Raw genomic sequence first — 15,115 nt, 5'->3', positions numbered from 1 at the left:
GTGCAGTATCTTTCAGGCGAGCACCCAGGCGGATCCCTTCCCCGCCGATGCCGCCTGTTTCACCCTCCTGGAGAACCGAGACATGAGCCCCTTTGCCCTCAAGCGCGCTCTGCTGGCCACCGTCACGGCCTTGCTGACGGCCTGCGGTGGCGGCGACAGCAGCCCCGCCCTGTCGGTGGACGAACAAGGCGCCTCCCGCTTTGACGCCAGCAAGCTGGCGGCGCAGTTGCTCCTCTACCCGCTGTCGCCACTGTCGACATCCGAATCGGCCAGCCTGGCGTCGATCCGTGAGGAAGAGCGCCTGGCGCATGATGTGTATGCGGCGTCGGCGCTGCGATGGAGCATGCCGATTTTCAGCAACATCGCCAGCAGCGAGGCCACGCACACCGCCGCTGTGCTGTCCCTGCTCGATCGCTACCAGTTGCCCGACCCGCTGCAGGGCCTGCCCGAAGGCCAGTTCGCCACGCCGGCCTTCCAGTCGCTCCACGACGATCTGGTGGCTGCCAGCCAGTCCAGCCAGGTCGACGCCTTGCGGGTGGGCGCGCAGATCGAAGAGCTCGACATCCGCGACATCACCGAGCAGCAGGCCGCCATCGACAATGCGGACATCCTGATGGTCTACGGCGAGCTGCTGCGCGGCTCGCGAAACCATCTGCGGGCATTCATGAAGACGCTGGCCGCCCAGGGCGCCAGCTACACGCCACAGTACCTGAGCCAGGCGGCGTTTGACGCGATCGTCACCTCGCCCACCGAAACCGGTCCCTGATCCCGAGCCACCCCTGCACCGAGCCCACCAGCGGGCCGACCACCGGGCAAGCCCCAGCCCCCGACGCCCCGGCATCGCCGCACACTGCGGCCCATGTCAGCCCGCCCCGACACCGTCCGCCGCTGGAGCACCGACGCCGTGCCCGCCGCCCAGCGGCTGGACTACTGGGCCGGCGCCATCTCCGAGGGCTTTCTGGCCATGGAAGCCAGCGGCGACCCGCGCCACTTTCAGGGTGAGCTGCTGTCCGTGCCGCTGGGGCCGGTGGGCGTGAACTGGGTGCGCGCCTCGGCCCAGCAGGTCTGGCGCACGCCGCGCGGCATTGCCCGCGGCGACGGGCGCTGGGCCTTTTTGTTGGGCAACCAGGACACCGCCTGGCGGGTGCGCCAGGACGGCCGCGAGGCGCTGATGCGGCCGGGCGACTTCGTGCTGGTGGACGCGCGCCGCCCCTACAGCTTCGATTTCTCCGACGGCCCCAGCACCGTGTCGTTGGCACTGCCGCTGGACTGGCTGTTGCGCTGGGTGGACGAGCCGCAGGCGCACACTGCGCAACCCTTCCGCCGCGACGACGGGGCCGGCTGGGGCGCGGCCCTGTCGGCCTTTGCGCGACCCTGGCGGCCAGACCTGGCCAGCGCGCCACCCCTACCGGCCGAGCTGCTGACCGACCAGCTCGGCGCGCTGCTGGCGCTGGCCTGCGGCAGCGCCAGCAGGCCAGCGCCGATGGCTGACGACACGCTGGCGCGCGTGCGCGCCGCACTGCGCCAGCGCCTGGCCGAGCCCGGCCTCAGCGCCAGCACCATCGCTGCCGACCTGGGCCGCTCGGTGCGCAGCCTGCACCGTGCGCTGGCCGCGCGCGGTCAAACCTTTGCCGCGCTGCTGCTCGCCGAGCGCATGGCGCAGGCGCAGCAGATGCTGGGCAGCCGCGCGCTGCAGCAGCTGGCGGTGGCCGAGATCGGCCGCCGGGTCGGCCTGCTCGACCCCTCGCACTTCGCCAGGCTGTGTCGCCGCCACCTGGGCCAGCCGCCGTCGGCGCTGCGCCCGCGCTGACGCCGGTCATCCTGGCACACAGCGGCCATTGGCCTGGCACACAACGGCCAGCCGCGCGCCAAACCGGCGCGCAGACTCAGGGACCTGATCACCCCGGCAGGAGACCCCGATGGCCACCAACACCTATGTACTCGTCCATGGCGCCTGGCACACCGGCGCCGAGCTGGACGCCACCGCCGAGCGCCTGCGCGCGCGCGGCCACACCGTGCATTGCCCCACGCTGGCCGGCAACCGCCCGGGCGACGATCGCGCGCGCACCGGCCTGGAAGACGCCGCCCGCTCGTTGGTGGACGACCTGGAGCAGCACCAGCTGCAGCAGGTACGCCTGGTGGGCCACAGCTATGGCGGCATGGTGATCTCGCGCACCGCCGACCTGTGCCCGCAGCGCCTGGCCCGCCTGGTCTACGTCAACGCCTTCGTGCCGCAGCCAGGCGAGTGCTTGAATGACCTGGTGCCGCCGCACTACACCGCGCTGTTCGACGGCGTCGCCGCGGCCAACGGCGGCGCGGTGATGCTGCCCTTCCCCATCTGGCGCGAGGCCTTCATCAACGATGCCGATGGGGCGCTGGCGCAGCAGGCCTTTGATCGGCTGAACCCGCACCCGTACAAGACGTTCCAGGACCCGATCACCCTGAGCCAGCCCATGGCCGCCTGCCCGCTGCCCAAGAGCTATGTCAACTGCCGCATGGACAGCGCGCTGCCGCAGAGCCTGGGCTGGCATCCGCGCCTGTCCGAGCGGCTGGGGCTGTTCCGCTACATCGAGTGCAGCGGCAGCCACGAGGTGTGGTTCACCGACCCGGCGGCCATCGCCGCAGCCATCGAGCAGGCCGGGCGGGACTGAGGCCACGCTGCTGACGAGCGGCCTGCCCTCATGCGCACTGAAGTGCCATCAGCGCGCCGGTCTCGCGCAGGCGCCAGCTCAACCGGCCGAACGCACCGGCCGCCAGAGGTCAAACAGGCGGTGAAACACATAGCCGTAGGCCGCATAGGCGGCGGTCAGCGCCAGGTCGGCGCCCAGCGCGGCCCACCAGCCCAGGTGGCTGGCGGCGTGGATGACCGGCCAGGTCAGCAGCACCGCTCCGCCTTCCAGCCCCAGCGCATGGGCCAGGCGCGCCGCCGCCGGCCGCTCGCTGGCGCTGCGGCCCCGGTGGCGGGCCTCCAGGCGATCGACCACGGTGTTGAACACCGCGGCCCAGGCCATCACGACCCCAGACAGCATCAGCAGCAGCGTGAAGGAATCGGCCAGCCCGATCGCGCTGCCCTGCGAGAACAGCGGCGTCACCAGCAGCAGACCGCCGGCCTCGTAGGCCAGGGTTTGCAGCAGCCGTTCACGCGCGCTGCGCAGCGGCGCCTCGGCGGGCGGCGCGGCGCTCACCATGGCTGGCTCGCATAGACGGCGATGACCAGCGCGCAGACCGGCTGGTCTTCGCAGCGCACGCTGGCGATCTGGCTGTGCACCGGCCCCAGGGCCACGCCGCGGTTGCGCTGCATGGTGTGCAGCGTCGCGTGCAGGTCGGCCTCCAGCCGTGCCGGGTCGCTGTCGTGCAGTTCGACGAACAGGCCCTGGCCGCCGCACTCGGCCTGCACCCAGGCCACGCCGGCATGCGCCGCGTGGCCGGGCCGGTCCTCGCGCATCTCGGACATCACCACATACAGCCGCTGGCCGTAGTGCTCGGCCGGCGTGTGCCAGCGACCACGCACGAGGCGGCTGCCGGGCGGTATCACCGACGACAGGCACAGCAGGTTGTAGTTGGCCACGCCGGCATCGAGCAGCGCGGTGTCGAACGCGGCCAGGCGCGTGGGCCCCTGGCCGCAGCCGGTGGCGATGACGATGTCGCCGAAGGGCGGCGGTGCCAGCGGCGCGGCGGCAGGGGCGTCGAGCACGGCGGTGTCGGTCATGGGCGTCCTCCTGGGGTGTCCCGGGAGGCACTGTCGGGCCGCCGCACTGCGGCGTCTACGCCCACGCTGAGGGGAGCGGATCCGGCCGCGGGTTCCGTGAGGGCGCTATGCCGCGGGATCGCCCCACAGCGTGAGCTGCGTCGCCGCGCCCGCGTCCGCGTCCGGCCGGCGCGGCCGGCGACGCCGCTCACTGTCCGGCAGACCGCTGCGGCGGCTGCCGTGGCGCGCCAGCACGCGCTCGGCCTCGGCGCGCGCCTGGGCTGTCTGGCGCAGTGCGCCGATGCGCTCGCGCGCGGCACGGTAGGCGCTGGCATGCTCGACGATCGGCGCCGGGTAGTCGCGGCCGATGCACACGCCCAGGCGCTGCTGCAGCGCGCTGGGCAGGCGCTCAGGCTGGGCCAGGAAGGCCGTGGGCACCGCAGCCAGCTCGGGCACGTGGCGGCGGATGAAGATGCCCTCGGGATCTTGGTCCTGCGCCTGCTTGATCGGCGAGTAGATGCGGATGGCGTTGATGCCGGTGGTGCCGCTTTGCATCTGCACCTGGCTGTAGTGGATGCCGGGCTCGAAATCGATGAACTGGCGCGCCAGGAAGGGGGCAAAGTCGCGCCAGTGCAGCCACAGGTGCTGCGCGGCGAACGACACCAGCATCGCCCGCATGCGGAAGTTGATCCAGCCGCCGCTGTGCAGTGCGCGCATGCAGGCATCGATCAGCGGATAGCCGGTGCGGCCTGCGCACCAGGCGGCCAGGCGTTCGGGGTGGGCACCGGGTTCACGCAGACCGTCAAAGGCGTGCGAGAAGTTCTCGAACTCGATGCGCGGCTCGTCCTCGAGCTTCTGCATGAAGTGGCAGTGCCAGCGCAGCCGGCTGCTGAAGGACTGCAGCGAGCCGGGCCAGCGCGGATCGACCGGCGCGCCCACGGCGCGCGCCTCATCGATCGCCGCGCGGCGCTGCTCGCAGGCCTGGTGCACCTGGCGCAGTGACAGCGAGCCCCAGGCCAGGTGGGCGCTCAGGCGCGAGCAGGCCTCAAAGCCGGTGGTGGGCGAGGACATGCCGCGCCGGTAATCGACGCCGCGCTCGCTGAGAAACGACTGCAGCACCGCGCGTCCGCGGCGCTCGCCACCGCGCTGGGCCTCGGGGCGCGGCGCGCCGGCCACACCCAGCGCGGCTGCACCGAGGATCGGGTGGCGCACGGCCACCTCGCCCAGGTCGCGCAGCGCTGCCACGGTGGACAGCCCCTCCGGCGGCGCCACCAGCGGCGCCGACATGCGCTGCTCCCAGCGCGCAGCCCAGCCATCGCGGCTGCGCAGGCGGCGGATCACGCCGCACTGCGGCAGCTCGTGCCAGTCGATGCCTTGCGCGCGACACCAGGCGGCCACCCGGCGATCGCGCGCAAAGCTCACCTCCAGGCCGGTCTCCTCGTGGCTCCACAGCGTGCGAAAACCCAGTTGCGTGTGCAGGTCTTGCAGCACCTGCGGACACTCGCCCACGCGGATCAGCAGCGGACAGCCGCGCCGGGCCAGCGCTTCGCGCAGCTCGGCCAGGCTGTCGTTGATGAAGTCGAGGTGGCAGGCATCGAACTCGGCCGAATGCAGTTGGCTGGGCTCGTAGACATACAAGCCCACCACCGGGCCGCGCTGCGCCGCCTGGGCCAGCGGCGCATGGTCGCTGATGCGCAGGTCGCGCTTGAACCACACCAGCTGCGGCCGGCCTTCGCTCATGCCTGAGCCTCCTGGTGCAGGCCCGGCAACTCGGACAGCGCTCGCAGGCCCCGCATGCTGCGCGACCACCAGGCCGAAAACGAGGGGCAGGGCCGGTCCGGCTCGGGAAACAGCGCGGCGGGTGCTCGGCGCTGCACTTCGGGCGGCAGCCAGGGGTCGATGTGCGGATCGGCCAGCGTGTGCACCGAGCGGGCGCCCGTCAGCGCGGCGGCCAGGTCGCCCAGCCGGCCTTGCCAGCGCTGCGGCGCTAAGGCCGCCATCCGTGTGCCGACGAAGGCCCAGCGGGCGGCGCTCCAGGGCCAGGCCGCATGCTGCTCGGCCGGCCACCAGCCGACGCACAGGCAGCCGGCCGGCAGATCGGGCGGCGGGTCGCCCAGCGCCCAGGGATGCACCAGCCAGACATCGCGCCCGGCCACAGCCTCAGGCTCGGGCGCTGTGGCACCTGTGGGCTGCGACGACAGCGGCGGCTCGTCGACACCCACAAGCGAGGGCCGCATCGGCACCGCCTGCGGTGAGTGCGCCAGGGCGTCGAGCGCCTCGTAGCCCGTGTCCAGCACCGTGCTGGCGCAGTGCCAGGGTGCCGGCGCACAGCGCGCCACATTGTCGGCATTGAACAGGTAGGGCCGGTGGCTGCCAGTGCCGGCCACCCACTGCCAGCTGAGGTGGTTGCTGGCCAGGTCACCATCCAGCAGATGGCCCAGCAGCCAGTCGGCGCCCACGCGCCAGTGCACCTTGCGCAGGTGCACCACATAGCTGGCCAGCCACATCCGCGCATGGTTGTGCAGGTAGCCGGTGGCGTAGAGCGTGCGCACCGCCTGGTCGATCACCGGCACACCCGTGCGGGCCTGGCGGATGTCGGCGGGCAATTCGTCGGCATAGGCCGCCTCCGGCAGTGGGCCGGGGTGCAGCGAGGACAGGATGGCCTCGCCATGCTGCCGCCACTGGTATCGGAACCAGGCGCGCCAGCCCAGCTCCATCACGAAGCGGTGGCCCAGGTCCAGCCGGTGGCGCGCGGCCACCGTGGCCAACACCTCGGGCAGGCTGAGCAGGCCGTGGGTGATGTAGGGCGACAGCCGCGTCACCGCGCCGTCCAGTGCGTTGCGGCTGCGCGCGTACGCGGCCGGCTGCACGGCAGCCAGGCGGGCGCGGGCGGCAGCGGGTGTGGGCGGGAACTCGGCCAACCCGGTCATGCCGCCACCCCCACCTGGCCCTGGCGGATCGCGTCGGCGCGCTGACGCACCGCCTCACGCTCGGTCGGCGGCAGCCGCGCCAGGTTCTTCACCTGCAGCGCCATGCGCGGGTGGCGCGCCAGCAGCGCCTCATGGCGGCCCAGGAAGTCCCAGTACAGCGTGGTGAAAGGGCAGGCGCGCTCGCCCACGCGCTGCGCCGGGTCGTAGCGGCAGCCGGCACAGCCGCCGCCCATGCGCTCGATGTAGCGGCCCGTGGCCACATAGGGCTTGCTGGCCATCAGGCCGCCGTCGGCGTACTGGCTCATGCCCAAGGTGTTGGGCAGCTCGACCCACTCCACCGCGTCCACGTAGACCGACAGGTACCAGGCGTGCACCTGCTGCGGCCGCACGCCCAGCAGCAGCGCGAACAGGCCGGTGACCATCAGGCGCTGGATGTGGTGCGCGTAGCCATGCACCAGCGTCTGCGTGAGCGCGTCACGCAGGCAGGCCATGTCGGTGTCGCCCGTCCAGTACCAGGCGGGCAAGTCTTGGTCGGCCTGCAGCGCGTTGTGCGACATATAGCCGGGCATCTGCGTCCAGTACAGGCCGCGCACGTACTCGCGCCAGCCCAGGATCTGGCGGATGAAGCCCTCGGCGCTGGCGATGTCCACCTGGCCGGCGTGGTACGCCGCCTCGGCGGCCTGCACCACCTCGCGCGCCGAGATGAGCTTCAGGTTCAGCGCAGCCGACAGGTGCGAGTGGTACAGCCAGGGCTCGCCGGGCCACATCGCGTCCTGCGTGCGGCCGAAGTGCGGCAGGCGTTGTTCGATGAACTGCTGCAGCGCCAGCAGGGCCTGCTCGCGCGTGACCGGCCAGGCGAAGTGGGCCAGCGCCCCTGGGTGATCGGCAAAGCGCTGGGCCACCAGGGCCAGCACCTCGCGCGTGGTGGCGTCGGGCTCAAAACGGCTGCGCGGCGGCACCGGGCCAGGGCCGTCAGGGCCGAAGGGCTCGCGGTTGTCGGCGTCGAAATTCCACTGGCCGCCGATCGGCTGCGCCTGGACGCCGCTGCCGCGCATCAGCACCCCATGGCGACGGCGAAGCTCGCGGTAGAAGTACTCCAGGCGCAGCGTGCGGCGGCCCTTGGCGTGCGCCGCAAACTCGCGCACGGTGCTGTAGAAGTGCCGGTCCTCGCGCAGCTCCAGCACCAGGCCGGCCTCGGCCACCACCGCCTTCAGGGCCTGCCACACCCGCCAGTCGCCCGGCGCGGTCATCAGCACGCGCCGGGGTGCCAGGGCGGGCAGCGCCGCCGCCAGCTCGGCCGCCAGCGTGCCACGGTTGTCCGGGTCGTCCAGACGCCTGTAGTGCAGTGGCCGGCCCGCCGTCTGCAGCGCCTGGGCGAAGTGCCGCATCGCGGCCAGGAACAGCGCGGTGCGCGGCTGGCTGGACCAGACATGGGTGGATTCCTCGGCCACCTCGGCCATCCACACCGCGTCCTGCGCGGGGTCGAAGCCGTCGAACGCGGCGGCGTCCAGGTCGAGCTGGTCACCCAGCACCAGCACCAGGTGGCGCACGCGGCTCATCGGCGGCGGTCCTGACGGCAGGCGTCGGAGCAGTAGCGCACGGCGTCCCAGCAGGCGGACCAGCGCTTGCGCCAGCTCATCGGGCGGCCGCAGGCCAAACAGGGTTTGCTGGGCAGGGCCTGCTTGTTGCCCTTGAACGAGGACGGCGCGGACAGACGGTGGCGGGACATGGCTGGATCATATATATCCAACTCACTCATTGCACGAAAGGGTATATTCAGCGACTATGAGTTGATTTTTCCGACTCATTGATAACTCACCACACCATGCCGCCACGCCCTTTGCCCTCCCCCACCGACAGTGCGCCCGGTTTGCGCAGCGGCGCGGTGGCCCGCCTGGCCGGCATGCCGGTGGCCACGCTGCGCATCTGGGAGCAGCGCCACCAGGCGGTGAAGCCGGCCACAGCGCCCTCGGGTCACCGGCTGTATGCGCCGGCCGATGTGCAGCGGCTGCTGCTGCTGCGGCAACTGACCGGCCAAGGCCATGCGATCGGCTCGATCGCGGCGCTGAGTTCGGCCGAGTTGCAGCGCCTGGCCCAGCAGGCACCAACCCCGGCCGCTCGCCTGCGCAGGCCTGCACCCCGCGTGGCGGTGGTGGGCACGGCCCTGGCGGCGCGGCTGCAGCGCCCCGCGGTGACCCGAGCGCTGCTGCCGACGGTGCCGTCAGTGGCGGCCTATGCCTCACTGCAGGACGCGCTGCGGGCGGCTGCTGGCGCCGAGCTGCTGCTGTGGCACGCCCCGACGCTGCCGTCTGCGCTGCCGCCCGAGCTGGCTGCAGCGCGCCAGGCCTGCGGCGCACGCCGGGTGGCCGTGGTCTACCGCTACGCCAGCTCGGCCGCCACGCTGGCGCTGGCTGACGCCGACGTGGCCACGCTGCGCGAGCCCGCTGACGACCCGGCACTGGGCCGCTGGCTGGCGGCGCTGCTGGACAGTCTGCCGGCACGCGACAACCCGCCCCCGGCAGCGCCCCCGCCGGCCCTCAGCGCCGCCCTGGCACCGCGCCGCTACGACGACGCCACCCTCACCCGCATCGCCGGCCTGTCGCCGACGCTGGCCTGCGAATGCCCGCGCCATGTGGCGGAACTGCTGATGCAGCTCTCCAGCTTCGAGGCCTACAGTGCGGCCTGTGCCCACCGCGACAGCGCCGACGCCCGCCTGCATGCCTATCTGCAGCAGGTGGCCGGCGCCTCGCGCGCGCTGTTCGAATCGGCCCTGGAGCGCCTGGCGCGCCACGAGGGCCTGCCCCTGCCCTGACCCCCAAGGTACCCCCATGGTCGATGCCTTCCAGCGCCTGCCCGGCGGCCAGCGCACCCCACCTGGCCTGGAGCGCCGAATCCTTCGCCTGCTGCCCAAGGCACTCTGGCAGGGCTCGCTGCTGCTGATGCTGCCCTCGCTGCTGGTGCGGCTGCTGGGCGCGGACCTCGCCGCAGAGACTTTCGCGCTCAACACGGTCGACCACTGGGTGCTGGGCCTGCTGTTCCTGCACTGGAACGGGGTGCTGACGGTGGCCATTGGCGCGTTCATCGTGATGGTGATGAAGGGCCCGGCCTATGTGGCCGATGCCTACCCGATGGACCGCCGCGCCGCCCATGGCCCCGACCATCCCCCCCACTGAGGCCGCGATGTTCTGCACACGCCTGCCAGCTTGGCGCCCCCTGCTGCTCCTGGCCGTGATCGCCAGCCTGGGCACCGCCGATGCGCAGGCTCTGCCATCGCCCGACACGGACAACCCGCTGTTCAGCCCCAGCCCCTTGCCGCTGCAGTACCCGCCCTTCGACCGCCTGCGCGACGAGCACTTCGCGCCCGCGCTGGAGCGCGGCATGGCCGAGCAGCAGGCCCAGGTCCAGGCCATCGCCGACAACCCGGCGGCGCCCAGCTTCGACAACACCATCGTCGCGATGGAGCGCTCCGGCCGGCTGTTGTCGCGCACCACCACGCTGCTGTTCAGCCTGCTGGGCGTCGACGCCCATCCAGCCCGCCAGCAGTTGCAGAGCGATTACGCCGCGCGACTGGCCGCACACCGCGATGCGATCCAGCTCAATCCCAGGCTCTTTGCCCGTGTCGACACCTTGTACGCCCAACGCGACCACGCGGCACCCAACGCCGAGGCACGCCGCCTGATTGAGCGCATGCGGCTCGACATGGTGCGGGCCGGGGCGCTGCTGAATGACGACCAGAAGGTCCGCATGCGGGCCATCAATGCCGAGCTGGCCACGCTGAGCGCGCGCTTCAACAAGGCCGTGCTGGCCGAGGTCAATGATTCCGCGCTGGTGGTCGACACGGCGGCTGAGCTGGACGGCCTGAGCCCAGGCGAGGTGGCGGCGGCGGCCGAGGCCGCCCGCCAGCGTGGTCTGCCAGGCAAGTACCTGATCGCACTGCAGAACACCACGATCCAGCCGGCCGAGACGCTGCTGCACCAGCGTGCTGTGCGCGAGCGCCTGCACCGGGCTTCGGTGGCACGCGGCAGCCGCGGCAACGCCCAGGACACCACCGGTCTGCTGTCGCGCGTCATGCAGCTGCGCCAGGAGCGCGCCGCGCTGCTGGGCCACCCCACCCACGCCGCGCAGGTGCTGGAGGACGAGACCGCCCGCACCCCCGAGACCGTCAACACGCTGCTGCGCCGGCTGGCCCCGGCCGCCATGGCTGCCGCCCGGGCCGAGGCCGCCGAGCTGCAAGCCCTGATCGACCGCGACCAGGCCGCCCGGCAGCAGCCCCGCTTTGAGTTGCAGGCCTGGGACTGGTCCTACTACGCCGAGAAGCTGCGCGCCGACCGCCATGGCTTCGACGAGAACCAGCTGCGGCCCTACCTCGAGATCACCAACGTGCTTGAGCGCGGCGTGTTCTTTGCCGCCCGGCAGCTGTACGGCCTGAGCTTCAAGCGCCGCACCGACCTGCCGGTCTACCACCCGGACGTGTGGGTCTACGACGTCTTCGACAGCAAGGGCCAGCAGCTCGCCATCTTTCTGGCCGATCTGTACGCACGACCCACCAAGCGCGGCGGCGCCTGGATGAACGCCTACGTGCGCTATAACCCGCTGGAAGGCACCTCGCCCGTGGTGGCCAACCACCTCAACATTCCCAAGCCGCCAGCGGGTGATCCCACGCTGCTGACCTGGGACGAGGTGAACACGCTGTTCCACGAGTTCGGCCATGCGCTGCACGGCATGTTCAACCGCAGTCGCTACCCCAGCCTGGGCCGCGTGCCGCGCGATGTTGTCGAGTACCCCTCGCAGGTCAACGAGGTCTGGGCCTACTGGCCCAGCGTGCTGGCCAGCTACGCCCGACACCACCGGACGGGCGAGCCGATGCCGGCCGCACTGCTGGACAAGGTGTCGGGTGCCAAGCGCTTCAACCAGGGCTACATCACCACGTCCTACCTGGCCTCGGCCCTGCTGGACCAGCGCTGGCACCAGCTGCGTGCCAACGAGGTGCCCGCCGCAGCGGAGGTCATGGCCTTCGAGACGCGCGTGCTGAAGGAGGAAGGCCTGGACTTCGCGCCCGTGCCACCGCGCTACCGCACGCCCTACTTCAGCCACATCATGGGCGGCTACTCGGCCGGCTACTACGCCTACATCTGGAGCGAGGTGCTGGACGCCGATACCGTGGCCTGGCTCATGGCCAACGGCGGCCTGACACGCGAGAACGGCGATGCGCTGCGCGACAAGCTGCTGTCGCGCGGCGGCAGCGAGGACGCGATGGACCTGTTCCGTCACCTGGTCGGCCACGAGCCGCGCCTCGAGCCACTGCTGGAGCGGCGCGGTCTGGTGCTGGACAAGCGCTGAGGCGGTCGGTCGGCGCCGGCCACGCTGCCACCGCCGCCTGCAGATGGGCAAAGCGTGGCCAGGCTGGCGTGGGCCATCCCCCCTGCAGATCCTGGCATGTGCGTGCCAGCGCAGCCTCGGCACGTTGCTGCCACACCGGGGCCTGGGCGTCGCCCACGAGCTGCAGGGTCAGCGCGCCCAGCCACTGCCAGTGGCAGGGCAGGATGTCCTCGGGCCAGGCCGGGCTGTCCAGCAGACGGCGCGCCAGCTCGGCCGCCGCGGCAGCATCGCCCCGGTCCAGCAACACGCCCACGCGGTGCCAGGCCAGGCGTGCGGCCAGCGCGTCCTGCTCGCACTCGAGGGCCTGGCCTTCGACCGCCGCCAGATCCGCTGGCGACGGCGGCTCGCGGCCGCTGCACAGGCGCTCGGCCGCCAACCTCAGTTGCAGCAGCCGCGTATCGCTGGCCTGCGCGGCCAATGACGCGGCCTGGTCCAGCGCGGGCTGGGCGTCGCCCCCGGCGGCCCGTTCGATGGCCGCGGCCAGCAGCCAGCCACGCGTCCCCTGCACCGGCAGCAGCACCGCCGCCAGCGGGGCGTGGACCGCACGGGCCTCATCCACCTGACCCAGCGCCAGGTGGATGCGTGCCAGCGTCTCGGTGGCGTGCGCCGCGATGCGGTCCAAGGCGCTGGCGCCCTGGTAGAAGCCCAGCGCGCGGCGGGCGGTGGCCAGCGCATCGGCCGCGTGGCCCAGGCCAATGTCGATCCAGGCCCGCACCGTGTCCAGGCCGGCCACGGTGTGGCCTTCCAGCGGCCCGAGCATGTCTCGCCACGCCAGGCTGGCATTGAGCAGCTCATCGGCCTGGCGAAAGCGCCCACGCAGGGTCTGGATCGCCGCCAGATTGCTGGCCTGCACCAGCGCACCGGCCCAGCGTCCGCAGGCCAACTGCAGGTCCAGCGCGGTCTGGGTGTATTCGGCGCAGCGGCCCAGCTGGCCGGCACGCCAGCACACCACGGCCTGGGCCTCGACGTACTCCTTGCGCACCAGCGGGGTGGCCTTCTCGAGCAGGGGCTCCAGCTGCGCCAGGATCTCGGTGGCCTCGGCCAGTCGGGACAGTGACACCAGCGCATACGCGCGGTGAGCCCCCAGCTGGATGCAGGCGTCGACATCCTGCAGCGACTGGGCGACGGGCTGCACACGGGCGGCGCGCGCGTCGGCATCCGCATAGCGGCCCAGGTGGTTGTCGAGTTCTGCCAGCGCGATGTGGGCCTGGACATGCTGCAGCGGGCCACGGGCCTGGGCCAGCATCTGCTGAGCCACCGGCAAAGCGGCCTCGGCGCCCAGTCCCATCAGCAGCGGATCCAGGCTGGCGCGCAGCGCCTCGAAGGACTCGTCATGGCGTCCGCAGGCCTGCCAAGCCTCGGCCGCACTGCGCTGGAAACACGCTTGTTCGGCCACCCGGCAGGCCCGGGCGGCCTCGGCGGCTGCGCGCTCGAACAACGGTGCAGCCTGCGCCGGCTGGCCGGCGGCTTCATGGTGCTGGGCGGCATCGGCCGGTGGGTGACCCTCGCGCTCCATCCAGGCCGCCAGGCGGGCATGCAAGGCGCGCCGCTCGGCCTGTGGCAGGGCCTCATACAGGGCGCTGGCCACCAGGTCGTGCATGCGCAATTGCGCGTCCACCCAATGCACCGCCTCCAGATGTCGCAAAGCCTCCTGCCAGGGCGCTTCGGCCGTGTCCCAGATCGCGGCCGCGGCGGCGGCTGTGAGCGGCGCACGCAGGACCGCTGCCGTGCGTGCCATCTGCCGAGCCGTGGCATCCAGCGAGGCCTCGCGCGAGCGGATGAAGTGCGCAGCGCCCTGGGGCGTGCCGTCGCCGACGGGCATGCGCCCCTCGGCCATCGCCTTGATCAGCTCCACCACCAGAAAGGTCACGCCGCCCGATGAGCGCAGGATGGAAGCCGCCGAGCCGTTCGGGGCGCTATGGGGTGAGGCATGGGCGAGCAACACGGCGACGGCCGACTGGTCCAGCGGCTGCAGCTCGATCACCTGCGGCGCCGGCGACGCCTGCAGCCAGGCATCGATCTCCGCCGGTCGCTCCCCTTTGCGACAGACCAGCCACCAGGGCGGCAGGCCGGGGCGGCTGAGCGCGGGAAGCAGTTCCAGTGTGGCCTGGTCAGCCTGCTGCAGATCGTCAATCACCACCAGATCGGGGCCGGCCTGGGACAGCGCGCACTCCAGCGCGCGCTGCAGGCCCAGCGGCCGCAGCTCGGCCTGGCGCTTGGGGTGCAGCTCGGGCAACAACGCAGCCAGCTCGCTGCGGGCCCAATCAGGCAAGTCAAGATGCCCCTGGGGCCTCAGCGCTGACGGCCCCAGCCACAGGTTGGCCAACAAACGCGCCAGCACGGCGTAGGTTCGGTGACGCTCACCGGCGAACACCGGCACATGCAGGCAGCAGCAGCCGGCCTGGGCGCGCAGCGCCTCACCGATCAGACGCGTCTTGCCAATGCCAGGCATGCCTTCGACCAGCATCGGTCGGCGGTCGGACCAGGCCTGATGCAGTGCGCCCAGTTCGGCGTCGCGACCGACGAAGGGCCACTGCCGGGGGGCATCGCTGGGGGCCGTGCGGGCTGCGGCATCGCTGAACTCGCCCAGCCGAATGCGGGCCACCAGCTCGCCGGTGGCGTCGTCAGGCAGCTCACCCAGCTCCTCGGCCAGACGGTCGCAGAAGGCCTTGTACTCGCCCAGCGCGCGGCCCAGGTCACCTCGCAGGTAGTGCAGCCAGATCAGGCGGCGGTGCGCCCGGTCGGACAGGGGCTCGTCTTCGGCCAGACGGCGCGCCAAGGCCAGGGCTTCGACCAGTCGGCCCTCGGCCTCCAGCGCCTCGGCATGCTGCTCCAGCCGAGTGGTGATGCGGCGCCGCCAGGCCGGGCGGGCGCCCTGCAGCCAGCGTTGAAAGTCGGGGCAATCGTCGAAGGTCTGACTGCCCAGCAGCTCGGTCTCAGGCCATGCGTCGCCCGGTTCGTCGAAGGCCTGCAGCTGTGTGACCACGGCGGGATTCAGGCTCAGCGTGTCCTCGCCCACCACCACCGGCACACCCGCAGCCCGAGCCAGGCGAAAGCGCCGCTGGCGCAGGCTCAGGCGCGAGCGCTGGCTGTCGGCGTCGGGCCACAGCATCGCGGC

General features: G+C 72.1%; 12 protein-coding genes and 1 pseudogene. 6 read left to right on the top strand and 7 right to left on the bottom strand.

What is annotated here, in order from left to right:
* Positions 1-82: 82 nt before the first annotated feature.
* From KAK06_RS01605 to KAK06_RS01595, 3 genes are all read left to right on the top strand, one after another.
* The gene (locus KAK06_RS01605) at positions 83-766 is read left to right on the top strand and encodes a DUF2202 domain-containing protein (protein ID WP_210799976.1); all 684 of its coding nucleotides are present in this window, start codon (positions 83-85) and stop codon (positions 764-766) included.
* A 93-nt stretch (positions 767-859) separates the two neighbouring features.
* Complete coding sequence (locus KAK06_RS01600; protein ID WP_210799974.1) at positions 860-1,810, top strand: AraC-like ligand-binding domain-containing protein; 951 nt, start codon at positions 860-862, stop codon at positions 1,808-1,810.
* Positions 1,811-1,919: 109 nt separating this feature from the next.
* The gene (locus KAK06_RS01595) at positions 1,920-2,651 is read left to right on the top strand and encodes an alpha/beta fold hydrolase (protein WP_210799972.1); all 732 of its coding nucleotides are present in this window, start codon (positions 1,920-1,922) and stop codon (positions 2,649-2,651) included.
* Between the two features lie 78 nt (positions 2,652-2,729).
* Here the strand turns inward: KAK06_RS01595 and KAK06_RS01590 are convergent, their stop codons facing one another.
* The 6 genes from KAK06_RS01590 to KAK06_RS01565 all read right to left on the bottom strand — a co-directional run bounded on the left by KAK06_RS01590 (position 2,730) and on the right by KAK06_RS01565 (position 8,347).
* Complete coding sequence (locus KAK06_RS01590) at positions 2,730-3,188, bottom strand: chlorhexidine efflux transporter (RefSeq protein ID WP_210799970.1); 459 nt, start codon at positions 3,186-3,188, stop codon at positions 2,730-2,732.
* Positions 3,182-3,709 carry a pyruvoyl-dependent arginine decarboxylase gene (locus tag KAK06_RS01585; RefSeq protein WP_210799969.1) on the bottom strand — a complete coding sequence of 176 codons (528 nt, stop codon included), beginning with the start codon at positions 3,707-3,709 and terminating at the stop codon, positions 3,182-3,184. The genes KAK06_RS01590 and KAK06_RS01585 overlap by 7 nt, the downstream gene beginning before the upstream one ends.
* Before the next feature lie 105 nt (positions 3,710-3,814).
* A complete protein-coding gene (locus tag KAK06_RS01580) occupies positions 3,815-5,428 on the bottom strand; it encodes an FAD-binding domain-containing protein (RefSeq protein WP_210799968.1) in 1,614 nt (537 codons plus the stop codon).
* A complete protein-coding gene (locus KAK06_RS01575; RefSeq protein WP_210799967.1) occupies positions 5,425-6,618 on the bottom strand; it encodes an FAD-binding domain-containing protein in 1,194 nt (397 codons plus the stop codon). Before KAK06_RS01575 ends, KAK06_RS01580 begins: the two co-directional genes overlap by 4 nt.
* Positions 6,615-8,177 carry a cryptochrome/photolyase family protein gene (locus KAK06_RS01570; protein WP_210799966.1) on the bottom strand — a complete coding sequence of 521 codons (1,563 nt, stop codon included), beginning with the start codon at positions 8,175-8,177 and terminating at the stop codon, positions 6,615-6,617. Before KAK06_RS01570 ends, KAK06_RS01575 begins: the two co-directional genes overlap by 4 nt.
* Positions 8,174-8,347 carry a DUF2256 domain-containing protein gene (locus tag KAK06_RS01565; protein WP_210799965.1) on the bottom strand — a complete coding sequence of 58 codons (174 nt, stop codon included), beginning with the start codon at positions 8,345-8,347 and terminating at the stop codon, positions 8,174-8,176. Before KAK06_RS01565 ends, KAK06_RS01570 begins: the two co-directional genes overlap by 4 nt.
* 96 nt (positions 8,348-8,443) lie before the next feature.
* Between KAK06_RS01565 and KAK06_RS01560 the strand changes: the two genes are divergently transcribed.
* From KAK06_RS01560 to KAK06_RS23995, 3 genes are read left to right on the top strand one after another with little or no spacing between them, the layout of a single operon-like run.
* Positions 8,444-9,430 (top strand): MerR family transcriptional regulator, encoded by a 987-nt coding sequence (locus KAK06_RS01560; protein WP_210799964.1) that lies wholly within the window; start codon positions 8,444-8,446, stop codon positions 9,428-9,430.
* A gap of 16 nt (positions 9,431-9,446) precedes the next feature.
* Positions 9,447-9,791, top strand: coding sequence for a hypothetical protein (locus KAK06_RS01555; protein ID WP_210799963.1), 345 nt, complete (start codon positions 9,447-9,449; stop codon positions 9,789-9,791).
* A gap of 7 nt (positions 9,792-9,798) precedes the next feature.
* The gene (locus KAK06_RS23995) at positions 9,799-11,958 is read left to right on the top strand and encodes a M3 family metallopeptidase (protein ID WP_247652574.1); all 2,160 of its coding nucleotides are present in this window, start codon (positions 9,799-9,801) and stop codon (positions 11,956-11,958) included.
* A gap of 2,125 nt (positions 11,959-14,083) precedes the next feature.
* Here the strand turns inward: KAK06_RS23995 and KAK06_RS23990 are convergent.
* Positions 14,084-15,109 (bottom strand): annotated as a pseudogene (locus KAK06_RS23990) (AfsR/SARP family transcriptional regulator); the annotation flags it as partial.
* Between the last annotated feature and the right edge of the window lie 6 nt (positions 15,110-15,115).

The sequence above is a fragment of the Ideonella aquatica genome, assembly GCF_018069755.1.
GTDB lineage: Bacteria > Pseudomonadota > Gammaproteobacteria > Burkholderiales > Burkholderiaceae_C > Ideonella > Ideonella aquatica.
Note: the sequence above shows the minus strand (reverse complement) of the source record. Positions and strands in the feature narration are given on the sequence as shown.

Bases quoted from the DNA above. Each gene is read 5' to 3' on its own strand.
- KAK06_RS01575 (WP_210799967.1), bottom strand. From the start codon at position 6,618: ATGACCGGGTTGGCCGAGTTCCCGCCCACACCCGCTGCCGCCCGCGCC.
- KAK06_RS01565 (WP_210799965.1), bottom strand. From the start codon at position 8,347: ATGTCCCGCCACCGTCTGTCCGCGCCGTCCTCGTTCAAGGGCAACAAG.
- KAK06_RS01595 (WP_210799972.1), top strand. From the start codon at position 1,920: ATGGCCACCAACACCTATGTACTCGTCCATGGCGCCTGGCACACCGGC.
- KAK06_RS01600 (WP_210799974.1), top strand. From the start codon at position 860: ATGTCAGCCCGCCCCGACACCGTCCGCCGCTGGAGCACCGACGCCGTG.
- KAK06_RS01560 (WP_210799964.1), top strand. From the start codon at position 8,444: ATGCCGCCACGCCCTTTGCCCTCCCCCACCGACAGTGCGCCCGGTTTG.
- KAK06_RS01555 (WP_210799963.1), top strand. From the start codon at position 9,447: ATGGTCGATGCCTTCCAGCGCCTGCCCGGCGGCCAGCGCACCCCACCT.
- KAK06_RS01605 (WP_210799976.1), top strand. From the start codon at position 83: ATGAGCCCCTTTGCCCTCAAGCGCGCTCTGCTGGCCACCGTCACGGCC.
- KAK06_RS01580 (WP_210799968.1), bottom strand. From the start codon at position 5,428: ATGAGCGAAGGCCGGCCGCAGCTGGTGTGGTTCAAGCGCGACCTGCGC.
- KAK06_RS01570 (WP_210799966.1), bottom strand. From the start codon at position 8,177: ATGAGCCGCGTGCGCCACCTGGTGCTGGTGCTGGGTGACCAGCTCGAC.
- KAK06_RS01590 (WP_210799970.1), bottom strand. From the start codon at position 3,188: ATGGTGAGCGCCGCGCCGCCCGCCGAGGCGCCGCTGCGCAGCGCGCGT.
- KAK06_RS01585 (WP_210799969.1), bottom strand. From the start codon at position 3,709: ATGACCGACACCGCCGTGCTCGACGCCCCTGCCGCCGCGCCGCTGGCA.
- KAK06_RS23995 (WP_247652574.1), top strand. From the start codon at position 9,799: ATGTTCTGCACACGCCTGCCAGCTTGGCGCCCCCTGCTGCTCCTGGCC.